The following is a 14049-nucleotide window of genomic DNA, read 5'->3' on the forward strand; positions in this document are numbered from 1 at the left end:
GCGTGGTGGCGGTGTCTTCACGGCCCCAGGCCAACGCCACGGCGGATGCGGGCCTGCGGATCGGCGCTGCCGGTGGAACGCATGTTCAGCAGTTCATCGGGCACGCCCGCCGCATTGGGCAATGTATCGCGCAGGTCGGCGGTCAGCGCCTGCGCATCACGCTGGTCATGCATGACGTGGGGGGTGATGAGAACCAGCAGTTCCGTGCGCTGGCGGTTGTTGCTCTGGTCGCCTGCCAGTATGCCCAGCACCGGGATATCCTTCAGCCACGGAATGCCGCTGTTGTTGCGCGAAGATGTATCGGTAATCAATCCGGCCAGCCCCAGTGTCTGTCCGTCCTGTATCACCACGCGGGAGGTGACGGAGCGGTCATTGAAGGTCGGGTTGACGGTGCTGGATGATGTGGAACTGACCGAACTGACTTCCTGCGAAATGTCCAGCGTCACCAGCCCGCCGTTATTGACCCGTGGCGTCACCTGCATGATGACCCCGGTGGGCTGGTACGTGAACTGGTTGTAGATCGAGGTCCCGATCGTGCTGGACTGTGATCCCGTCTGGATCGGAACAAGCTGCCCCACCTGCAGGCGCGCGGGCTGGTTGTCCAGAACCATGATCTGGGGCGAGGACAGGACATGCACCTTCGTCACATTCTGCAGGGCGTCCAGCGCGATGGGCGCGCCGCCGCTGCCACTTGCGCTGCCGATGATGAAACCGGGCAGGGTATGGCTGAACGCGGCGGAAGCCAGCTTGCCGGTGGTGATGGTCTGGCTGTTGCTGCTCAGCACGCCGTTGATGCCCCCTGACTTGAAAAAGAACTGCGTGCCGTAGCGCAGGGCGTCATTCAGTTGCACTTCGGCAATCACGGCATCGATGCGTACCTGCACGGGAAGGATGTCCACCTTGCGCAGCATGTCTTCAATCGTGTCGTTTTCCTGATCGGTGGCATAGATCAGCAGCGCATTATGCTGGGTACTGGGGATGATCCGCATACCCCGGACCCGGCCGTTTCCCCCGGCGGTATTATCAAGGCCGCCCAGCAGCGGATTGACGTTCGCAGGCTGCGTACCGCCAGCAGCACCGCCCTGTGCCCCGGGCTGCGTGACGCCGGGCATAATGCCCGTGCCGCCTGCCAGGCTGGTCCCGCCACCCAGTGTGCCGCCGGACTGCATGCCCCCCAGTCCGGACAGGCCGCCACCGCCTGTCATGCCCATGATGGCCTGCTGGCCCGCACCGGGAATATTTGCCTGTGGCGGCTGGGTGGGCTGGGCCGTCACATCGTCAGGGGTGAACGCCTGCTGCAGGATATAGGCCGCGTCATTGGCATTGGTATTCTGGATATAATAAACATGCCATGTACGCATTGTTGTCCGCCGCGTCCGTTCCAGCAGGTCGAACAGCCGGCGCGTGTCGGCAATGTATCGGGCGGAACTGGCGACAACCAGCACGGCGTCCACGCGCGCCATCGCAATGACCCGCACCACCTGCGCCAGTGCGCCGCCATGTCCGCGCAGGGCTTCCTGCAACGCCGAGGCCATGTCGCGCGCCGCACCTGAGGAAACGGGCAGAAGGGCATAGGACTGTCCCGCCAGCATATCGACATCGAAGGCATGTATAAGGTCCACGATCGTATTGCGCGTGACGGGGTCACCGGCGACAAGCAGCGCATTCGCCCCGCTGACCGCGCTGACATGGCCGCTGCCCTGTATGAAGGGCTGCAGCGCCTTGGCCAGGTCTTCCGCCCCGGCATAGTGCAGGGGTACCATGATGCTGCCCGCCATTGCCGGATCTTCCGCCAGCGCCACCGGACCGGCGCCTGCGGCCCCCGCACCGGCCGCCATGCCGGCAGGCCTGGCTGCACCGGGTGTTACCCGGTACAGGTCGCCCACCCGGCCCAGTGTCGCACCGACTTCCGACAGGAGCATCTGCAGGACAGGCAGCATTTCACTGCTCGGCAATGGTGTCGCGGTATGGAGTGTGACCGTGCCTGTTACGGCTGGATCGATCGTGTAATTGACGTGCAGTACATTGCCCAGTATCTGCGCCACGACATCACGGATATCCGTATCGGCAAAATCCAGCGTCACGGTTCCCGACGGGGTCATCTGTACCCCATGTCCCAAATGGGGAACGTTATCGCGGCCATAGCTGATCTGCGCCGTCATGGGATGCTCGGTCGATCCGACCGGCCCGTTCACCGGGGGCTCGGCCCCGCCATGCAGCAGCCGGGGGCCGGGCAATGGTGATACCCTAGGCGGTGCGCCTGTATCGCATCCCGTCATGGACATGCACACCAGCAGGGCGGCACACCACCCCGACAGGGTGGGGATGCGGGCAGGGGTAACGGAAAATGGATTCATGGATGCGACCGGGCCGGAGGGTGCGGGGGAATGGAAAAGCGGGATTGAGGAATTGTAATGGCATCATCCGGACCGGCGGACGCATCGTCGCCCTGCTGGCTGCCCGGTGGGGCGCGTCTGCCGCCACCCCGTTCCCGATCAGGACGCAGTTCCGTCATGCCGTTGCTGCCTTCCACCCCCACTGTTCCCGGTCCGATCCGGCGGATGCGCCATGGGCCGATCACGTCCCCCTCGCGCGCCGTCATGCCGCGACTGCCTGCGGCCACGGGGCTGCCGGGGCCGTACATGGCGCCCGGTGGAACCGTGGCGCGGGGCAGGGAAAAGATGGCGGTCCTGCTGCCGCCCGGCCCGATCACGATGCCACTCAGCCGCATGCCCGGCATGGCCGTGGTGCCGCTATTCGCCGGGCGACGGGAAGGGACGAACAGGGGCCGCCGGAGGATGGACGGCAGCAGGCCCTCCGGCCGGTCTGTCCCATTCTGCGCAGCCCCCTGCGCCATGGGCAGTCCCCTGAGGATATCGGATTGCGCATACGGATGGGGGGCGGGGCTGCGGCATTCCGCAATCACAATGCCCGCCAGCACCACGCCACAGCCGATCAGCGCCAGCAGTCCGGCCGGAACCGGCGGCAGCCGGGGGGGCAGCGAAGGGCCGGTCATCGCGCCTCCCGGCGTGGCGTGCTGCCTGCGGGCCTGTAGGCAATGATGGTCATGGCCGTATCCAGCATGGGATTGTCGCGCCGCGTCCCTGCGGCAAGGTGCAGTTGCAGTTCGTCAACCACCATTGCCGGCGTTGCCCGTGCGATTGCATCCAGCAGACGGACATCCGTTTCAAAGGAAACCGTGGTGGCAATTCGCACGCTGATGCGGTGATAGGTCCCTGATTGCACGACGGGCAGGGTTTCCACACTCGATAGCGTCGCCCCCAGCGCCGACGCCATTTCCTGCACCCGGTCCTGCAACGCGGCGGCGGTGACCGTGTCGTTGGCCCCGTTGAGGAAAAACGACGGGACCGGCCGGGATGTCGCAGCCCGCTGGCGCAGGGCGGGCAGGGCTGCCGCCAGTTCGGTCATGCGGGCGGTCATTGCGGCGCGCATGTCCAGTGCTTCGGCCCGTTGATGGTACCAGCCCATCAGCGGCCGTGCGATGCCATTCCATATCACCAGAACGACGATCCCCGTCATGGCGCACGCCAGTATCCTGCCCGGCCGCCCTTCGGGCAGGACGCCCTGTGTCAGGGTGGGGGGCAGCAGGGAAACCATCAGTGCTTTTCTACCGTGGCCTGTATGGAAAACTGGCTGTATCCCCGGTCACTGGACTGGGTGACGGGGGCTGCGAAGGAAGGTGCCACGAAAACCGGGTCGGCGTTCATGGCCTGTATGACCGCCGTTGTGGCCCGTGACTGACCGCTTATCAGCAGTCGTCCCTGCTGCAGGGAAAAGTCGGTCAGGTAGGTATCATCGGACAGGGCAGTGGTCAGGGCACCGAGTATGACAAGGGGATTGCCCAGTCGCTGCTGTTCGGCGTGCATAAGGTTTCGTCCCGCAGCTTCGCCCTGTATGTCCTGCCTGATCCGGGTCGCGGCCTGTGCGGGGGCACGTACACTGGCCATGCGGCGGTCCAGCCGTGCGTAAGCCACGGACTGCAATGCAAAGGGCAGGACCAGGGCCACGACCGCCAGCCCCCCGCATATCGCTGCCGCCCCGGCAAGAAGGTGCCGGGCGCGACGTTGCGCCACCGATCCCCGCTGCGTCAGCGAAAGGCGCAGGGGGGACTGGCCGGGACGGGGGATTTCCAGCGCCAGTGGCTCCATGCCGACAGCGCGCAGGACAGGCAGCAACCCACCCAGTGCGACGGTCGGAACAAGGGAAAGACGCACATGCAGCCGTCCCGCCGCCATGTCCCGACGCATGACCCGCGCACCGAAGACAACATCCGCCGCGACAAAGGGCGTCAGGCGGTCCATTTCGTAACCCAGCACATGGTCAAGGGAATGTTCCGCGGCTGACGGCAGGATTACTTCACGTTCCAGCAGCATCGCGGGATCGGGCCGCAGGATGACTTCCCCGCGGCCATGGGCGGCCATGATCGCCGCCAGCGCGTTGTGCATGGTGGACTGATCGGATGCGGGTATGTCCTCCCCGTCATCCGCCTGCCGGGCAGGGCCGGGCAGGGGCACGGTCCTGCCATCCGGCAGGCGCAGCATGATCCCATCGGGCAGGTAGTCGATCATGTAGCCATCGAAGGCGCGGCTTTCACGTTTGAGCCACGCAGGAAGAAGGTCGTACATCTGTCGTAACCACCAGTCCCGGACGTCGCGTATTTTCATGGTCAGGGAAACTCTCGCATCCATGATGTGTTCCGGGTGGCGGAGAAAGTATTGGCCAGTCATGGCGATTACGTTTCACTGCCCCGTCTGTGCCGCGGCAAACAGGCGGGCTGCAGATTGCATGACCCGCAACTGATAGGCCCGGTTCAGGTCGGGAGTATGGGAATGGTAATTGCCGATGGCCCGAAGCAGACCGTCATGCGTGGCATCCAGCTGGGTACGCATGATCGCCCCGGCCGCCGCGATGTTGTAGCAGGCATCATCACGCAACCGGCGATAGACCGTGGTCACGGGGGTGCCGGTATAACGGATCAGTGGAACAAGCCAGACCGTATTGACCTGCATGACCCCCAGATCGCGGGTACCGTTGGTATTGGTGTGTTCCAGACCGGGATAACCGCCTTCCGCCGCCTGGATAGCAGGCAGCACGCGCGGCGGGAGATGATAGAGCGATGCGACAAGCGCCATGCAGGCCAGATAAGGAATGCCCATCGTTCTCCCACACCTTCTGACCGTGGCGCCGTGCCATGCGGCGGGATGATCCCGCGCAATCATTTGCAAAACGCAAGAAAAGAATGGCGGTTTATTTCCGGGGGAAGAAAAAATTTCGTCCGTTTCATGGGGTTGCATGGAAAACACGGCGAGGAAGGATTCACGTTAATTGAACTGCTTGTCGTTATTGCAATCCTTGGCCTGCTGATCGGACTGGTCGCCCCGGCAGCCCTGCGTCAGCTGGGTGGGGCACGTACTTCCATCGCGCGGCAGTCAATCGAACGGATGGGGCAGATCCTCGATCTGTATAAACTCGATGTAGGATCCTATCCCTCCACCGATGAGGGGCTGCAGGCCCTGCTGACCCGTCCCACCGATGCCGAAATGTGGAACGGTCCTTATGTAAAGGACGCTCACCCTCTGCTCGACCCGTGGAACCATCCCTATATCTATCGCAATCCCTCCGATCGTCCCGGTCATGATTATGATTTGTGCTCTGCCGGACCGGCTGGTCACGGGGATGATCCCGCCCAGCAGATCTGCAACCCCTAGAAGGGAAATGCGCGGATGGATGGAGCGCTTTTCATCGTGCTGCTGGCCGCCCCTTTTGCGGGATCGTTCCTTGGTGTCCTGATCCGGCGCCTTCCGGGTGGTCAGCCGGTCGTAATGTCCCGCTCCGCCTGTGAGCAGTGCGGATCGCGACTGACGGCGCGCGATCTGGTGCCGTTACTGAGTTACGTCGCGGCACGTGGCCGGTGCCGGTACTGTCATGCCTCCATCGGCTGGTTCCATCCCCTTGTCGAACTGCTGGCGCTGGGGGTGGCGGTTATCGTGACCTGTGCCGGATACATGCGTTTTTCCATACCCGACCCGGTATGGGTGTGGAGTGGATGCGTGCTGGGCTGGACCCTTCTTGCGCTGGGCTGGATTGACCTCAAAACCCTGCGCCTGCCCGATGCGCTTACACTGCCGTTACTGCTGGGGGGCTTGGTGTCGTGTCGTCTGCTGTCGCCTGCGGTCGTGCCTGAACATGCGGTTGCAGCGGTCGTCGGATATGGCGGTTTTCGTCTGATCGCGCTGATTTACCATCGCCTGCGTGGGCATGAGGGGCTGGGCATGGGGGATGCAAAGCTGCTGGCGGCGGCCGGGGCATGGACGGGGCTGGGCTCCCTGCCTTTCGTCATCGCGGGGGGCGCCATCGTGACATTGGCTGGAACGGGTGTGGCATATACCGCTCTGTCCCTGCGCAGGCAGATGGATGCGGGGCCAGTGCACGGCGAACGTGGACATGTAACGGCCATCCGCATCCCGTTCGGACCGGGGCTGGGTCTGATGACGTGGCTTGTGTTCCTTTCGGATGTGGGGAGTGGCGCGTCATGATGACGGAACCGTACGGGGATGACGGCCCCTCATCAGCGATCGTGGCAGAGGATCCACCTGCGCCGGATACGGCGGAAACACGCCTGCTTCAGCTTCTAATCCGGACGGGGCGGTGCGATCCGCGCACGCTTGATCGCGCACGCCGGGCGGCGGCGGATATGGGGGGGCGGGTTGATATCGCGCTCCTGCGGCTGGGGCTGATTTCGGAACGGGTGCTGGCGGAAGCCTATGCCGAACTGCTGGAAATACCCATTGTCAGCCCCGACCGTTTCCCTGCCGAACCCATCCTGTCCGATAGGTTGCAGCCACGTTTCCTGCGTGATGTCCATGCGCTGCCGATCGCCCGCACGGAGCATGCGCTTGTCGTCGCGCTGACCGATCCATTGAACCATTTTGTCACGGCTGCCATCACTGCCGCCACGGGACTTGCGGTGACACCCGCCATTGCGATCCCCGTTGAGATCGAGGCCGCCTTCGACCGTCTTTATCCCCCGCCCGATGCGGCAGAGGGGGAAGAAAAAGCCGATACGCCGTTTGAGGAAGATACGGAACGCCTGCGCGACATGGCATCCGAGGCGCCGGTTATCCGGCTTGTCAACCAGATCATCTTCCGTGCGGTCGAAAACCGGGCATCCGACATCCATATCGAACCTTTCGAGGATCGCCTGCGCATACGCTATCGCTATGATGGCATATTGCATGAAGTCGAAAGCCCGCCGGTGTCACTGACGGCGGCTGTCATCTCACGTATCAAGATCATGGCGCGGCTGGATATTGCCGAACGCCGCCTGCCGCAGGATGGCCGCATCCGGCTGCCCATCCGGGGGCATGAGGTCGATTTCCGCGTCTCGACCATTCCCTCCCTGCATGGTGAGACGGTGGTGCTGCGCGTTCTGGACCGCTCGGCCGTGACGTTTGATTATGCTGCCTTGGGGATTGCGCCCGCCGTGGTCGCATGCCTGACCCGGACGCTTATGCTGCCCAACGGCATGGTGCTGGTGACGGGACCGACCGGATCTGGAAAAACCACGACCCTTTATTCCGGTCTGCTGAGCCTCAATACGGTTGATCGCAATGTAGTCACCGTCGAGGACCCGATTGAATTCCAGTTGCCCGGTATCAGCCAGATTCAGGTCAAGCCACAGATCGGCCTGAACTTCGCGACATTGCTGCGCGCCATCCTGCGACAGGACCCGGATGTGGTGATGGTGGGTGAAATCCGTGATGTGGAAACTGCCCAGATCGCGGTTCAGGCCGCCCTGACCGGGCATCTGGTCCTGTCCACCCTGCATACGAACTCTGCCGCTGCCGCCATCGTGCGCCTGCGTGACATGGGGGTGGAGGATTATCTGCTGACCGCCGTGTTGCGTGGGGTCATGGCGCAGCGTCTGGTGCGGCGGCTGTGCGGGGCATGCCGCCAGCCCCGTCCGGCATCGCCCGAACTGATTGCCCGTTTCGGCCTGGCGGAACGCAGCGGCGGGCAGGCCGTCACCCTGTTTCAACCCGTGGGCTGCCCCCGTTGCCGTCACACCGGGTATGCCGGGCGTCTGGCCATCACGGAATTCCTGTTGCCGGATGAGGCGGTCACGCATCTGGTCTTTACGGGCGGCGATCATGCGGCCATTGAACGTGCGGCGGTTGCAGGCGGCATGGTTCCGATGTTCGATGCGGGTCTGGACGCGGCCCTTGCAGGCCAGACCACGATCGAGGAAGTCACCCGCAGCATACGGGCGGAACAGCCATGATCCAGCCTTCGTCCGCCAGCCATACATTCCGCTTTTCGGCTCTTACGCCCGATGGGCAGACCATCCGGGGCACGGTCAGTGCCGCCAGCGAGGCCGAAGCCGTCGCGTGGATACGGCGGCAGGGCAACCTGCCACTTCGGGCGGAACCGGGGGGAATGGGGGGAATCCGGTTTCTGCTGGGCTGGCTGCCGTCGGGAAATCTCCGTTTTGCCAGTCGTCGCCATGGTCTGCGTCGCACGGAGGTCACGCATCTGACGCGGGAACTTTCCGTTATGCTGGCAGCGGGACAGGATCTGGACCGGGCAATGCGTTTTCTGGTCGAAACGGCGTCCGGGGCCCGTATGCGCACGGTGCTGGAGCGTATCCGCGTTGCATTGCGTGACGGGCGCAGCCTGCATGTGGCGCTGGCTTCATGCCCGGACAGTTTTCCGCCGCTGTATGTCGGGCTGGTCCGTGCGGCCGAAGCGGGGGGCAGCCTGCCAGCCACGCTTGAACATCTGGCGGGCATGATGGAACGTGAACGCGCACTGGTTGCAACCATCCAGTCCGCCATGATCTATCCCGCCCTGCTGTCGGTCGCCGCGGTGGGGTCTGTCGTTCTGCTCCTGACGCAGGTTCTGCCACAGTTTGTACCGTTATTCATGGAAAATGGGGCGATGCTGCCGCCTTCCACCCGCCTGTTGATCGGGGTGGGACACTGGCTGGGGCAATACGGGGGGCTGATGTTGTTCGGCCTGTTTCTGATCGGCATTGGGGTAAGGTGGATACTCCGCCAGCCCGCCCCCCGCCTGCGCGCCGACCGGTTATGGCTGCATCTGCCCGTGATCGGCGTGTTATTGCGTGAGACGATCGCCGCGCGCTTTACACGTACGCTGGGCACCCTGCTGACAAACGGCGTGCCCCTGCTGGCGGCGCTGGGCATTGTACGTGACGTGATCGGCAACCGGGCCGTACTGGGGGCGGTGGACCAGGCAACGGATACCGCCCGGAGTGGCGGCGTGCTGTCACGTTCGCTGGGCGCATCCGGGCTGTTTCCATCGCGCACTATCCATCTGCTCAGGCTGGGGGAGGATACGGCGCAGCTTGGTCCGCTTGCATTACGGGCCGCCGGCATTCACGAAGAACAGGTGCGCCTACGGGTACAGCGTCTGGTGGCCCTACTGGTGCCTCTGATCACCATCATCATGGGGGCCATGATCGCCGGTATCGTATCGTCGCTGATGCTGGCAATGCTCGGGCTGAACGACCTTGCGCAGCATTAGCGTGAAAAGTGCGGAGGGGTTCACCCTTATCGAAATGGTTGTGGTGCTGGCCGTGCTGGGGCTGGTCGGTATGGTGATCCTGTCCCGTGGCCCCATGCGTTCCCCCACGCTGGAACTGCGCGTTGCGGCACAGGGGATGGCGGCAGGCTTACGTGATGGACGCATGACCGCCATTGTCATGGCCCATCCGGTCATCTTTACGACCAATGCCGCACAGGGATGGTACGGCATGGAGGGCAGGCCATATCATGCGCTGCCATATGGCGTCATGCTGGCGGATAATGTCACCCTTGTATTCCATCCCGACGGGAGTGTGACGGGGCGTACGATCACGCTGTTCCGGGGCAGGCGGCGGATCACGCTGGCCGCCAATGCCCTGACGGGGAGCGTGACGGTGCGTGAGAATGTTCCATGATGGCGCGCGCAGGGCGTGACGCGGGTTTTACCCTGCTGGAGGTCATGGTTGCGTTTGTCATTGCCGCCCTTGCGCTGGGTGTCCTGTTTGACACGGGCACGGGAGGGTGGCGCAACGCATGGGTTGCCGATCGCGCGTCCGAGGCCCTGTCGCGTGCCCAGTCCCATCTGGCGGTCGTGGGGCATGGGCTGGCTGTGGCGGCTACGGTGCAGGAAGGCGATGACGGCCATGGTTTTCGCTGGCAGCTGCGCATCGCCCCGGTCCAGAGCGCGGGACGCCTGACGCTCTATTCCGTGGAGGTCAGGGAAACGTGGTCGCGCGGTGAAGGCCGGACAACGCAGGCGGATGAGGATAATCCGCGCATGATCGTGCTGCGCACAATGCGTATTGGCGGGGCGGCCGGGGGCGGACCATGATCCGTCGCGGCCGATATGATGGGCCTGTATCCGATGCAGGCTTTACCTTACTGGAACTGCTGGTTGTTCTGGTCATATTCGGCGTTTTGCTGGCCATGCTGGGGCAGGGAACGTATTTTGGCGTAACGGTGTTCGAACGGCAGCATCGGTCCATCGGGGAAAGCGAGCGCCTGATCAATCTTGACGGACTGTTGAGACCGATGATCGAACAGGCCGATCCCGGCAGCAGTCTGGACACCCGCACGTTGACGGGCACCCATCATGGCATGGTTTTTCGTACCCGCCTGCCCGAAGGGGCGGCAATGGCGTCTGCCGATCGTCTGGCGGATGTCCGTCTGACCCGCGAAGGGGACGTGCTGCTTTTATCGTGGCTGCCCCATCGGCATGTCATGCCACGGGGATTGCCGGATGCGCCGCAAAAGGCGGTTTTGCTATCTCCGATTTCGGATATGGAAATCAGCTATTTTGCACATGGACAATGGCTGGCGGAATGGGCAGCGGATGGACTTCCCGATCTTGTCCGCATCCATATCGTACTGCCCGATCAGGAAAAGCGGATATGGCCTGATATCGTTGTTGCGTTGGTACGCAATCCGGGTAACTGATTCGAATATACCCAGTGTGGTTCCTCATGTTCCGGGCGGGATTGTGTATGTGACCCGTAACGGAGTGCAGTGGAAAGACGCTCCGAAAACCTATGGGCAAGCCTCAGGGAATGGCGGGCTGTCGCTATCCGATACAAGAAGACAGCCTCATCCTTCCTTTCCGTCATCCTCATCGCTGCTACAGCAGACAGCATCAAGGCCTGACAGGCCCTGGCCCGCATACGTCAGGGGGCAGGAAATCACTCCAGCCCCCTTCGGTAATCTACCATACGGTAAACCCGGCATCGACATTGACAATTGCCCCGGTCATCAGGCTGGCTGCATCCGATGCCAGAAACTGCACGACCGAGGCGACCTCGTCGGGTTGTCCTACGCGGTGCATGGGGGTGCCATCGAGCCATGCGGCATACAGGCGCGGATTATCCATGCCAAAGCGGGTCAGGGTCGTGTCGATATAGGTGGGGGCCACCGCATTCACACGCACGCCGCGCGTGGCCCATTCCGCCGCGAGGGAGCGTGTATATTGATGCACCGCCGCCTTTGATGCGTTATAGGCCGCCTGTTCCTGTGGGCGGTTGACGATCTGGCCTGACATGGACCCGATATTTACGATCGCGCCCTGACCCTGTCCCAGCATGATGCGGCCAAATGCCCGGCAGCAGCGGAAAATGCCGTTGAGGTTGATATCAACCTGTTTCAGCCACTGCTCATCCGTCATGTTCTCGGCCGGGACTTCGGAAATGCAGATCCCGGCGCTGCAGACCAGGATATCGACATGTCCTTTCCCGTCCCTGACATGTGCGGCGCAGGCATTCACCTGCGTCGTGTCGGTCACGTCAAGTTCCACGGCCGATACATTCAGCCCCTGTGCCGCCAGTTCGCTCACGGCGTGTGCCGCCAGTGCGGTATCACGATCGGCAATGACGACGCTGGCACCAAATTCCGCCAGCGCCATAGCGCAGGCCAGACCAATATTCTGCGCGCCGCCGGTTACAACCGCGACGCGCCCGTCAAGGCGGAGTTTTTCCGTGTACATATGCCTGTATCCTGAACGGGAAAGCCGTTTATCATGCGTCTGACAGCAGGGGATGGTCCACCTTGCGGGGCAGCGCCATGCCTTTTGCGTCAAACAGGTGGCAGTGTTCTTCCTCGAACGTCATGCGCAAGGGGGTATCGGCGCGGTTGGTATTGTCCCCGCCTGTCTGCACGACAATCATCTGCCCGTCAGGCAGGCGCACATGCAGCAGGGTGACCGCGCCCAGCCGCTCGCTGACCTCGACCATGCCCTGTACTGTCCCTTTCGGGTCAATCAGGATATGTTCAGGCCGTATGCCCAGCGTGGCGGCCGTACCAGACTCCGGCCCGGCCTGTCGGGTGGGGATGGAAACGCTGATCGTTCCCGCCCGCACCTGCACGCTTCCGTCGGGGGCACGGGAATTGATCGTCGCGGGCAGCAGGTTCATGGGGGGCGATCCCATGAAACGTGCGACAAACAGGTTGTGGGGCCGGTGATAGAGTTCCAGCGGGGTGCCTATCTGTTCCACAACACCCCTGTTGAGGACCACGATCCTGTCGGCCATGGTCATGGCCTCCACCTGGTCATGGGTGACATAGATCGTGGTTGCCCCCAGTCGCCGGTGCAGGCTGGCCAGTTCCACGCGCATCTGCCCGCGCAGGGCGGCATCGAGATTGGACAGCGGTTCATCGAACAGAAAGACCTTGGGATTGCGCACGATCGCACGTCCGATCGCAACGCGCTGCCGCTGGCCGCCCGAAAGCTGGCCCGGCTTGTGATCAAGATAGGGTTCAAGCTGCAGGATGCGCGCCACGTCACCGATCCGCTGCCGCCGCTCGGCCTCGGGCATGCCGGCAAGCCGGAGGGAAAACTCCATGTTGCGATAGACATTCATGTGCGGATACAGCGCATAGGACTGAAAGACCATCGCAACCCCGCGCCGCGCGGGTTCGGTGTCGTTCCCCCGCTGCCCGTCGATCAGCAGGTCACCCGCGCTTATGTCTTCCAGTCCCGCGATCATGCGCAGCAGGGTGGATTTGCCACACCCCGAGGGGCCGACAAAGACGACGAACTCCCGCTCGGCAATGACCAGCGAGACGCCCTTGATGATTTCTTCAGACAGATAGGTCTTGCGCAGGTTACGCAGTTCCACGGTCGCCATGGCATGTTCCTCTGGCTGTTGCACCGGTTACAGGCCCGCAGGCCCTATTTCACCGCCCCGAATGTCAGGCCGCGCACAAGCTGTTTCTGGCTGGCCCAGCCAAAGACCATGATGGGCGCCACCGCCAGCGTGGAGGCGGCGGATAGTTTGGCGAAAAACAGTCCTTCGGGTGAGGAGAAGGAGGCAATGAATGTCGTCAGCGGTGCCGCGACGGAGGAGGTCAGGTTCAGTGACCAGAACGTTTCATTCCAGCACAGGATCAGGGAAAGCAGCCCGGTCGAGGCAATGCCCGGCAGCGCCAGCGGCATCAGCACCTGCGTGACTTCCTGCCAGCGTGTCGCCCCGTCCATCCGCCCGGCTTCGAGTATGGGAACTGGCACTTCCCGAAAGAAGGTATAGAGCATCCACACCGTAATCGGCAGGTTGGTCAGCATGTAGATCAGGATCAGCCCCGTTCGGCTGTCCAGCAGGCCGGTGGCGCGTGCCAGCAGGTAGATCGGTACCAGCACCCCGACTGAAGGCAGCATGCGCGTGGACAGCATCCACAAAAGGGTCAGGCGCGTGCGCGGCCCCGGCAGAAACGCCATGGCATAGGCGGCGGGAATGGATACAAGCAGGGCCACCAATGTTGCCATGACCGAAATCACGATGCTGTTGGTGGCGAAATGCCAGTAATCCTCCCGCGCGAAGACATCCCGATAGCTTGAAAATGTGGGGCTGAAGAACAGATGCGGTGGGGTTGAGATGGCATCCGGTTCACTCTTGAACCCACTCAGGAACATCCACAGGATCGGGAAGAACATCCATAATGCGATGGCCCAGGCCAGGATGCCGGTTGCGGCATGGCGCAGGCGTGTGCTGTTTCTTGCCAT

Annotated in this window: 15 protein-coding genes; 7 read left to right on the plus strand and 8 right to left on the minus strand. The window is 63.0% G+C overall.

Annotation, left to right across the window (positions count from 1 at the left end; translation table 11 throughout):
• Positions 1-17 precede the first annotated feature (17 nt).
• From gspD to NJLHNGOC_RS04720, 5 genes are read right to left on the minus strand one after another with little or no spacing between them, the layout of a single operon-like run.
• Positions 18-2357 (minus strand): type II secretion system secretin GspD, encoded by a 2340-nt coding sequence (gspD, locus tag NJLHNGOC_RS04700; RefSeq protein WP_113595348.1) that lies wholly within the window; start codon positions 2355-2357, stop codon positions 18-20.
• Positions 2354-3016, minus strand: coding sequence for a hypothetical protein (locus NJLHNGOC_RS04705; protein WP_113595349.1), 663 nt, complete (start codon positions 3014-3016; stop codon positions 2354-2356). The genes gspD and NJLHNGOC_RS04705 overlap by 4 nt, the downstream gene beginning before the upstream one ends.
• Positions 3013-3618: a type II secretion system protein GspM gene (gspM, locus tag NJLHNGOC_RS04710; RefSeq protein WP_113595350.1), complete on the minus strand. Its 606-nt coding sequence runs from the start codon at positions 3616-3618 to the stop codon at positions 3013-3015. Before gspM ends, NJLHNGOC_RS04705 begins: the two co-directional genes overlap by 4 nt.
• On the minus strand, positions 3618-4709 hold the full coding sequence (locus tag NJLHNGOC_RS04715; RefSeq protein ID WP_133258664.1) for a PilN domain-containing protein: 1092 nt from the start codon (positions 4707-4709) through the stop codon (positions 3618-3620). Before NJLHNGOC_RS04715 ends, gspM begins: the two co-directional genes overlap by 1 nt.
• 51 nt (positions 4710-4760) lie before the next feature.
• Entirely contained in the window at positions 4761-5177 is a 417-nt protein-coding gene (locus NJLHNGOC_RS04720; protein ID WP_113595352.1) for a lytic transglycosylase domain-containing protein, read from the minus strand.
• 132 nt (positions 5178-5309) lie between these two features.
• On the opposite strand from NJLHNGOC_RS04720, the gene gspG reads away from it, so the two are divergent.
• The 7 genes from gspG to NJLHNGOC_RS04755 are packed head-to-tail and all read left to right on the plus strand — an operon-like array spanning position 5310 to position 11000.
• Entirely contained in the window at positions 5310-5729 is a 420-nt protein-coding gene (gspG, locus tag NJLHNGOC_RS04725; RefSeq protein ID WP_239021338.1) for a type II secretion system major pseudopilin GspG, read from the plus strand.
• A 15-nt stretch (positions 5730-5744) separates the two neighbouring features.
• Entirely contained in the window at positions 5745-6557 is an 813-nt protein-coding gene (locus NJLHNGOC_RS04730) for a prepilin peptidase (RefSeq protein ID WP_113595353.1), read from the plus strand.
• The gene (locus tag NJLHNGOC_RS04735) at positions 6554-8302 is read left to right on the plus strand and encodes a GspE/PulE family protein (protein WP_239021339.1); all 1749 of its coding nucleotides are present in this window, start codon (positions 6554-6556) and stop codon (positions 8300-8302) included. The genes NJLHNGOC_RS04730 and NJLHNGOC_RS04735 overlap by 4 nt, the downstream gene beginning before the upstream one ends.
• Complete coding sequence (locus tag NJLHNGOC_RS04740) at positions 8299-9564, plus strand: type II secretion system F family protein (RefSeq protein ID WP_113595354.1); 1266 nt, start codon at positions 8299-8301, stop codon at positions 9562-9564. Before NJLHNGOC_RS04735 ends, NJLHNGOC_RS04740 begins: the two co-directional genes overlap by 4 nt.
• Before the next feature lies 1 nt (position 9565).
• Positions 9566-9979: a prepilin-type N-terminal cleavage/methylation domain-containing protein gene (locus tag NJLHNGOC_RS04745; protein ID WP_165837844.1), complete on the plus strand. Its 414-nt coding sequence runs from the start codon at positions 9566-9568 to the stop codon at positions 9977-9979.
• A complete protein-coding gene (locus NJLHNGOC_RS04750; protein ID WP_113595356.1) occupies positions 9976-10395 on the plus strand; it encodes a PulJ/GspJ family protein in 420 nt (139 codons plus the stop codon). The genes NJLHNGOC_RS04745 and NJLHNGOC_RS04750 overlap by 4 nt, the downstream gene beginning before the upstream one ends.
• Positions 10392-11000 carry a prepilin-type N-terminal cleavage/methylation domain-containing protein gene (locus tag NJLHNGOC_RS04755; RefSeq protein ID WP_113595357.1) on the plus strand — a complete coding sequence of 203 codons (609 nt, stop codon included), beginning with the start codon at positions 10392-10394 and terminating at the stop codon, positions 10998-11000. Before NJLHNGOC_RS04750 ends, NJLHNGOC_RS04755 begins: the two co-directional genes overlap by 4 nt.
• Before the next feature lie 262 nt (positions 11001-11262).
• Here NJLHNGOC_RS04755 and NJLHNGOC_RS04765 read toward each other — a convergent pair whose 3' ends face one another.
• The 3 genes from NJLHNGOC_RS04765 to NJLHNGOC_RS04775 are packed head-to-tail and all read right to left on the minus strand — an operon-like array spanning position 11263 to position 14049.
• Positions 11263-12036: an SDR family NAD(P)-dependent oxidoreductase gene (locus NJLHNGOC_RS04765; protein WP_113595358.1), complete on the minus strand. Its 774-nt coding sequence runs from the start codon at positions 12034-12036 to the stop codon at positions 11263-11265.
• A 31-nt stretch (positions 12037-12067) separates the two neighbouring features.
• Positions 12068-13177, minus strand: a complete 1110-nt coding sequence (locus NJLHNGOC_RS04770; protein ID WP_113595359.1) for an ABC transporter ATP-binding protein — start codon at positions 13175-13177, stop codon at positions 12068-12070.
• A gap of 44 nt (positions 13178-13221) precedes the next feature.
• Positions 13222-14049 (minus strand): carbohydrate ABC transporter permease, encoded by an 828-nt coding sequence (locus NJLHNGOC_RS04775; protein ID WP_113595360.1) that lies wholly within the window; start codon positions 14047-14049, stop codon positions 13222-13224.

It is taken from the genome of Novacetimonas cocois, from assembly GCF_003311635.1.
GTDB lineage: Bacteria > Pseudomonadota > Alphaproteobacteria > Acetobacterales > Acetobacteraceae > Novacetimonas > Novacetimonas cocois.

Excerpts from the sequence above, each read along its gene's own strand:
- NJLHNGOC_RS04740 (WP_113595354.1), top strand. The coding sequence starts at position 8,299 with ATGATCCAGCCTTCGTCCGCCAGCCATACATTCCGCTTTTCGGCTCTT.
- NJLHNGOC_RS04715 (WP_133258664.1), bottom strand. The coding sequence starts at position 4,709 with ATGGATGCGAGAGTTTCCCTGACCATGAAAATACGCGACGTCCGGGAC.
- NJLHNGOC_RS04720 (WP_113595352.1), bottom strand. The coding sequence starts at position 5,177 with ATGGGCATTCCTTATCTGGCCTGCATGGCGCTTGTCGCATCGCTCTAT.
- NJLHNGOC_RS04730 (WP_113595353.1), top strand. The coding sequence starts at position 5,745 with ATGGATGGAGCGCTTTTCATCGTGCTGCTGGCCGCCCCTTTTGCGGGA.
- NJLHNGOC_RS04735 (WP_239021339.1), top strand. The coding sequence starts at position 6,554 with ATGATGACGGAACCGTACGGGGATGACGGCCCCTCATCAGCGATCGTG.
- gspD (WP_113595348.1), bottom strand. The coding sequence starts at position 2,357 with ATGAATCCATTTTCCGTTACCCCTGCCCGCATCCCCACCCTGTCGGGG.
- NJLHNGOC_RS04755 (WP_113595357.1), top strand. The coding sequence starts at position 10,392 with ATGATCCGTCGCGGCCGATATGATGGGCCTGTATCCGATGCAGGCTTT.
- NJLHNGOC_RS04765 (WP_113595358.1), bottom strand. The coding sequence starts at position 12,036 with ATGTACACGGAAAAACTCCGCCTTGACGGGCGCGTCGCGGTTGTAACC.
- NJLHNGOC_RS04770 (WP_113595359.1), bottom strand. The coding sequence starts at position 13,177 with ATGGCGACCGTGGAACTGCGTAACCTGCGCAAGACCTATCTGTCTGAA.
- NJLHNGOC_RS04705 (WP_113595349.1), bottom strand. The coding sequence starts at position 3,016 with ATGACCGGCCCTTCGCTGCCCCCCCGGCTGCCGCCGGTTCCGGCCGGA.
- NJLHNGOC_RS04750 (WP_113595356.1), top strand. The coding sequence starts at position 9,976 with ATGATGGCGCGCGCAGGGCGTGACGCGGGTTTTACCCTGCTGGAGGTC.
- NJLHNGOC_RS04775 (WP_113595360.1), bottom strand. The coding sequence starts at position 14,049 with ATGGCAAGAAACAGCACACGCCTGCGCCATGCCGCAACCGGCATCCTG.
- gspM (WP_113595350.1), bottom strand. The coding sequence starts at position 3,618 with ATGGTTTCCCTGCTGCCCCCCACCCTGACACAGGGCGTCCTGCCCGAA.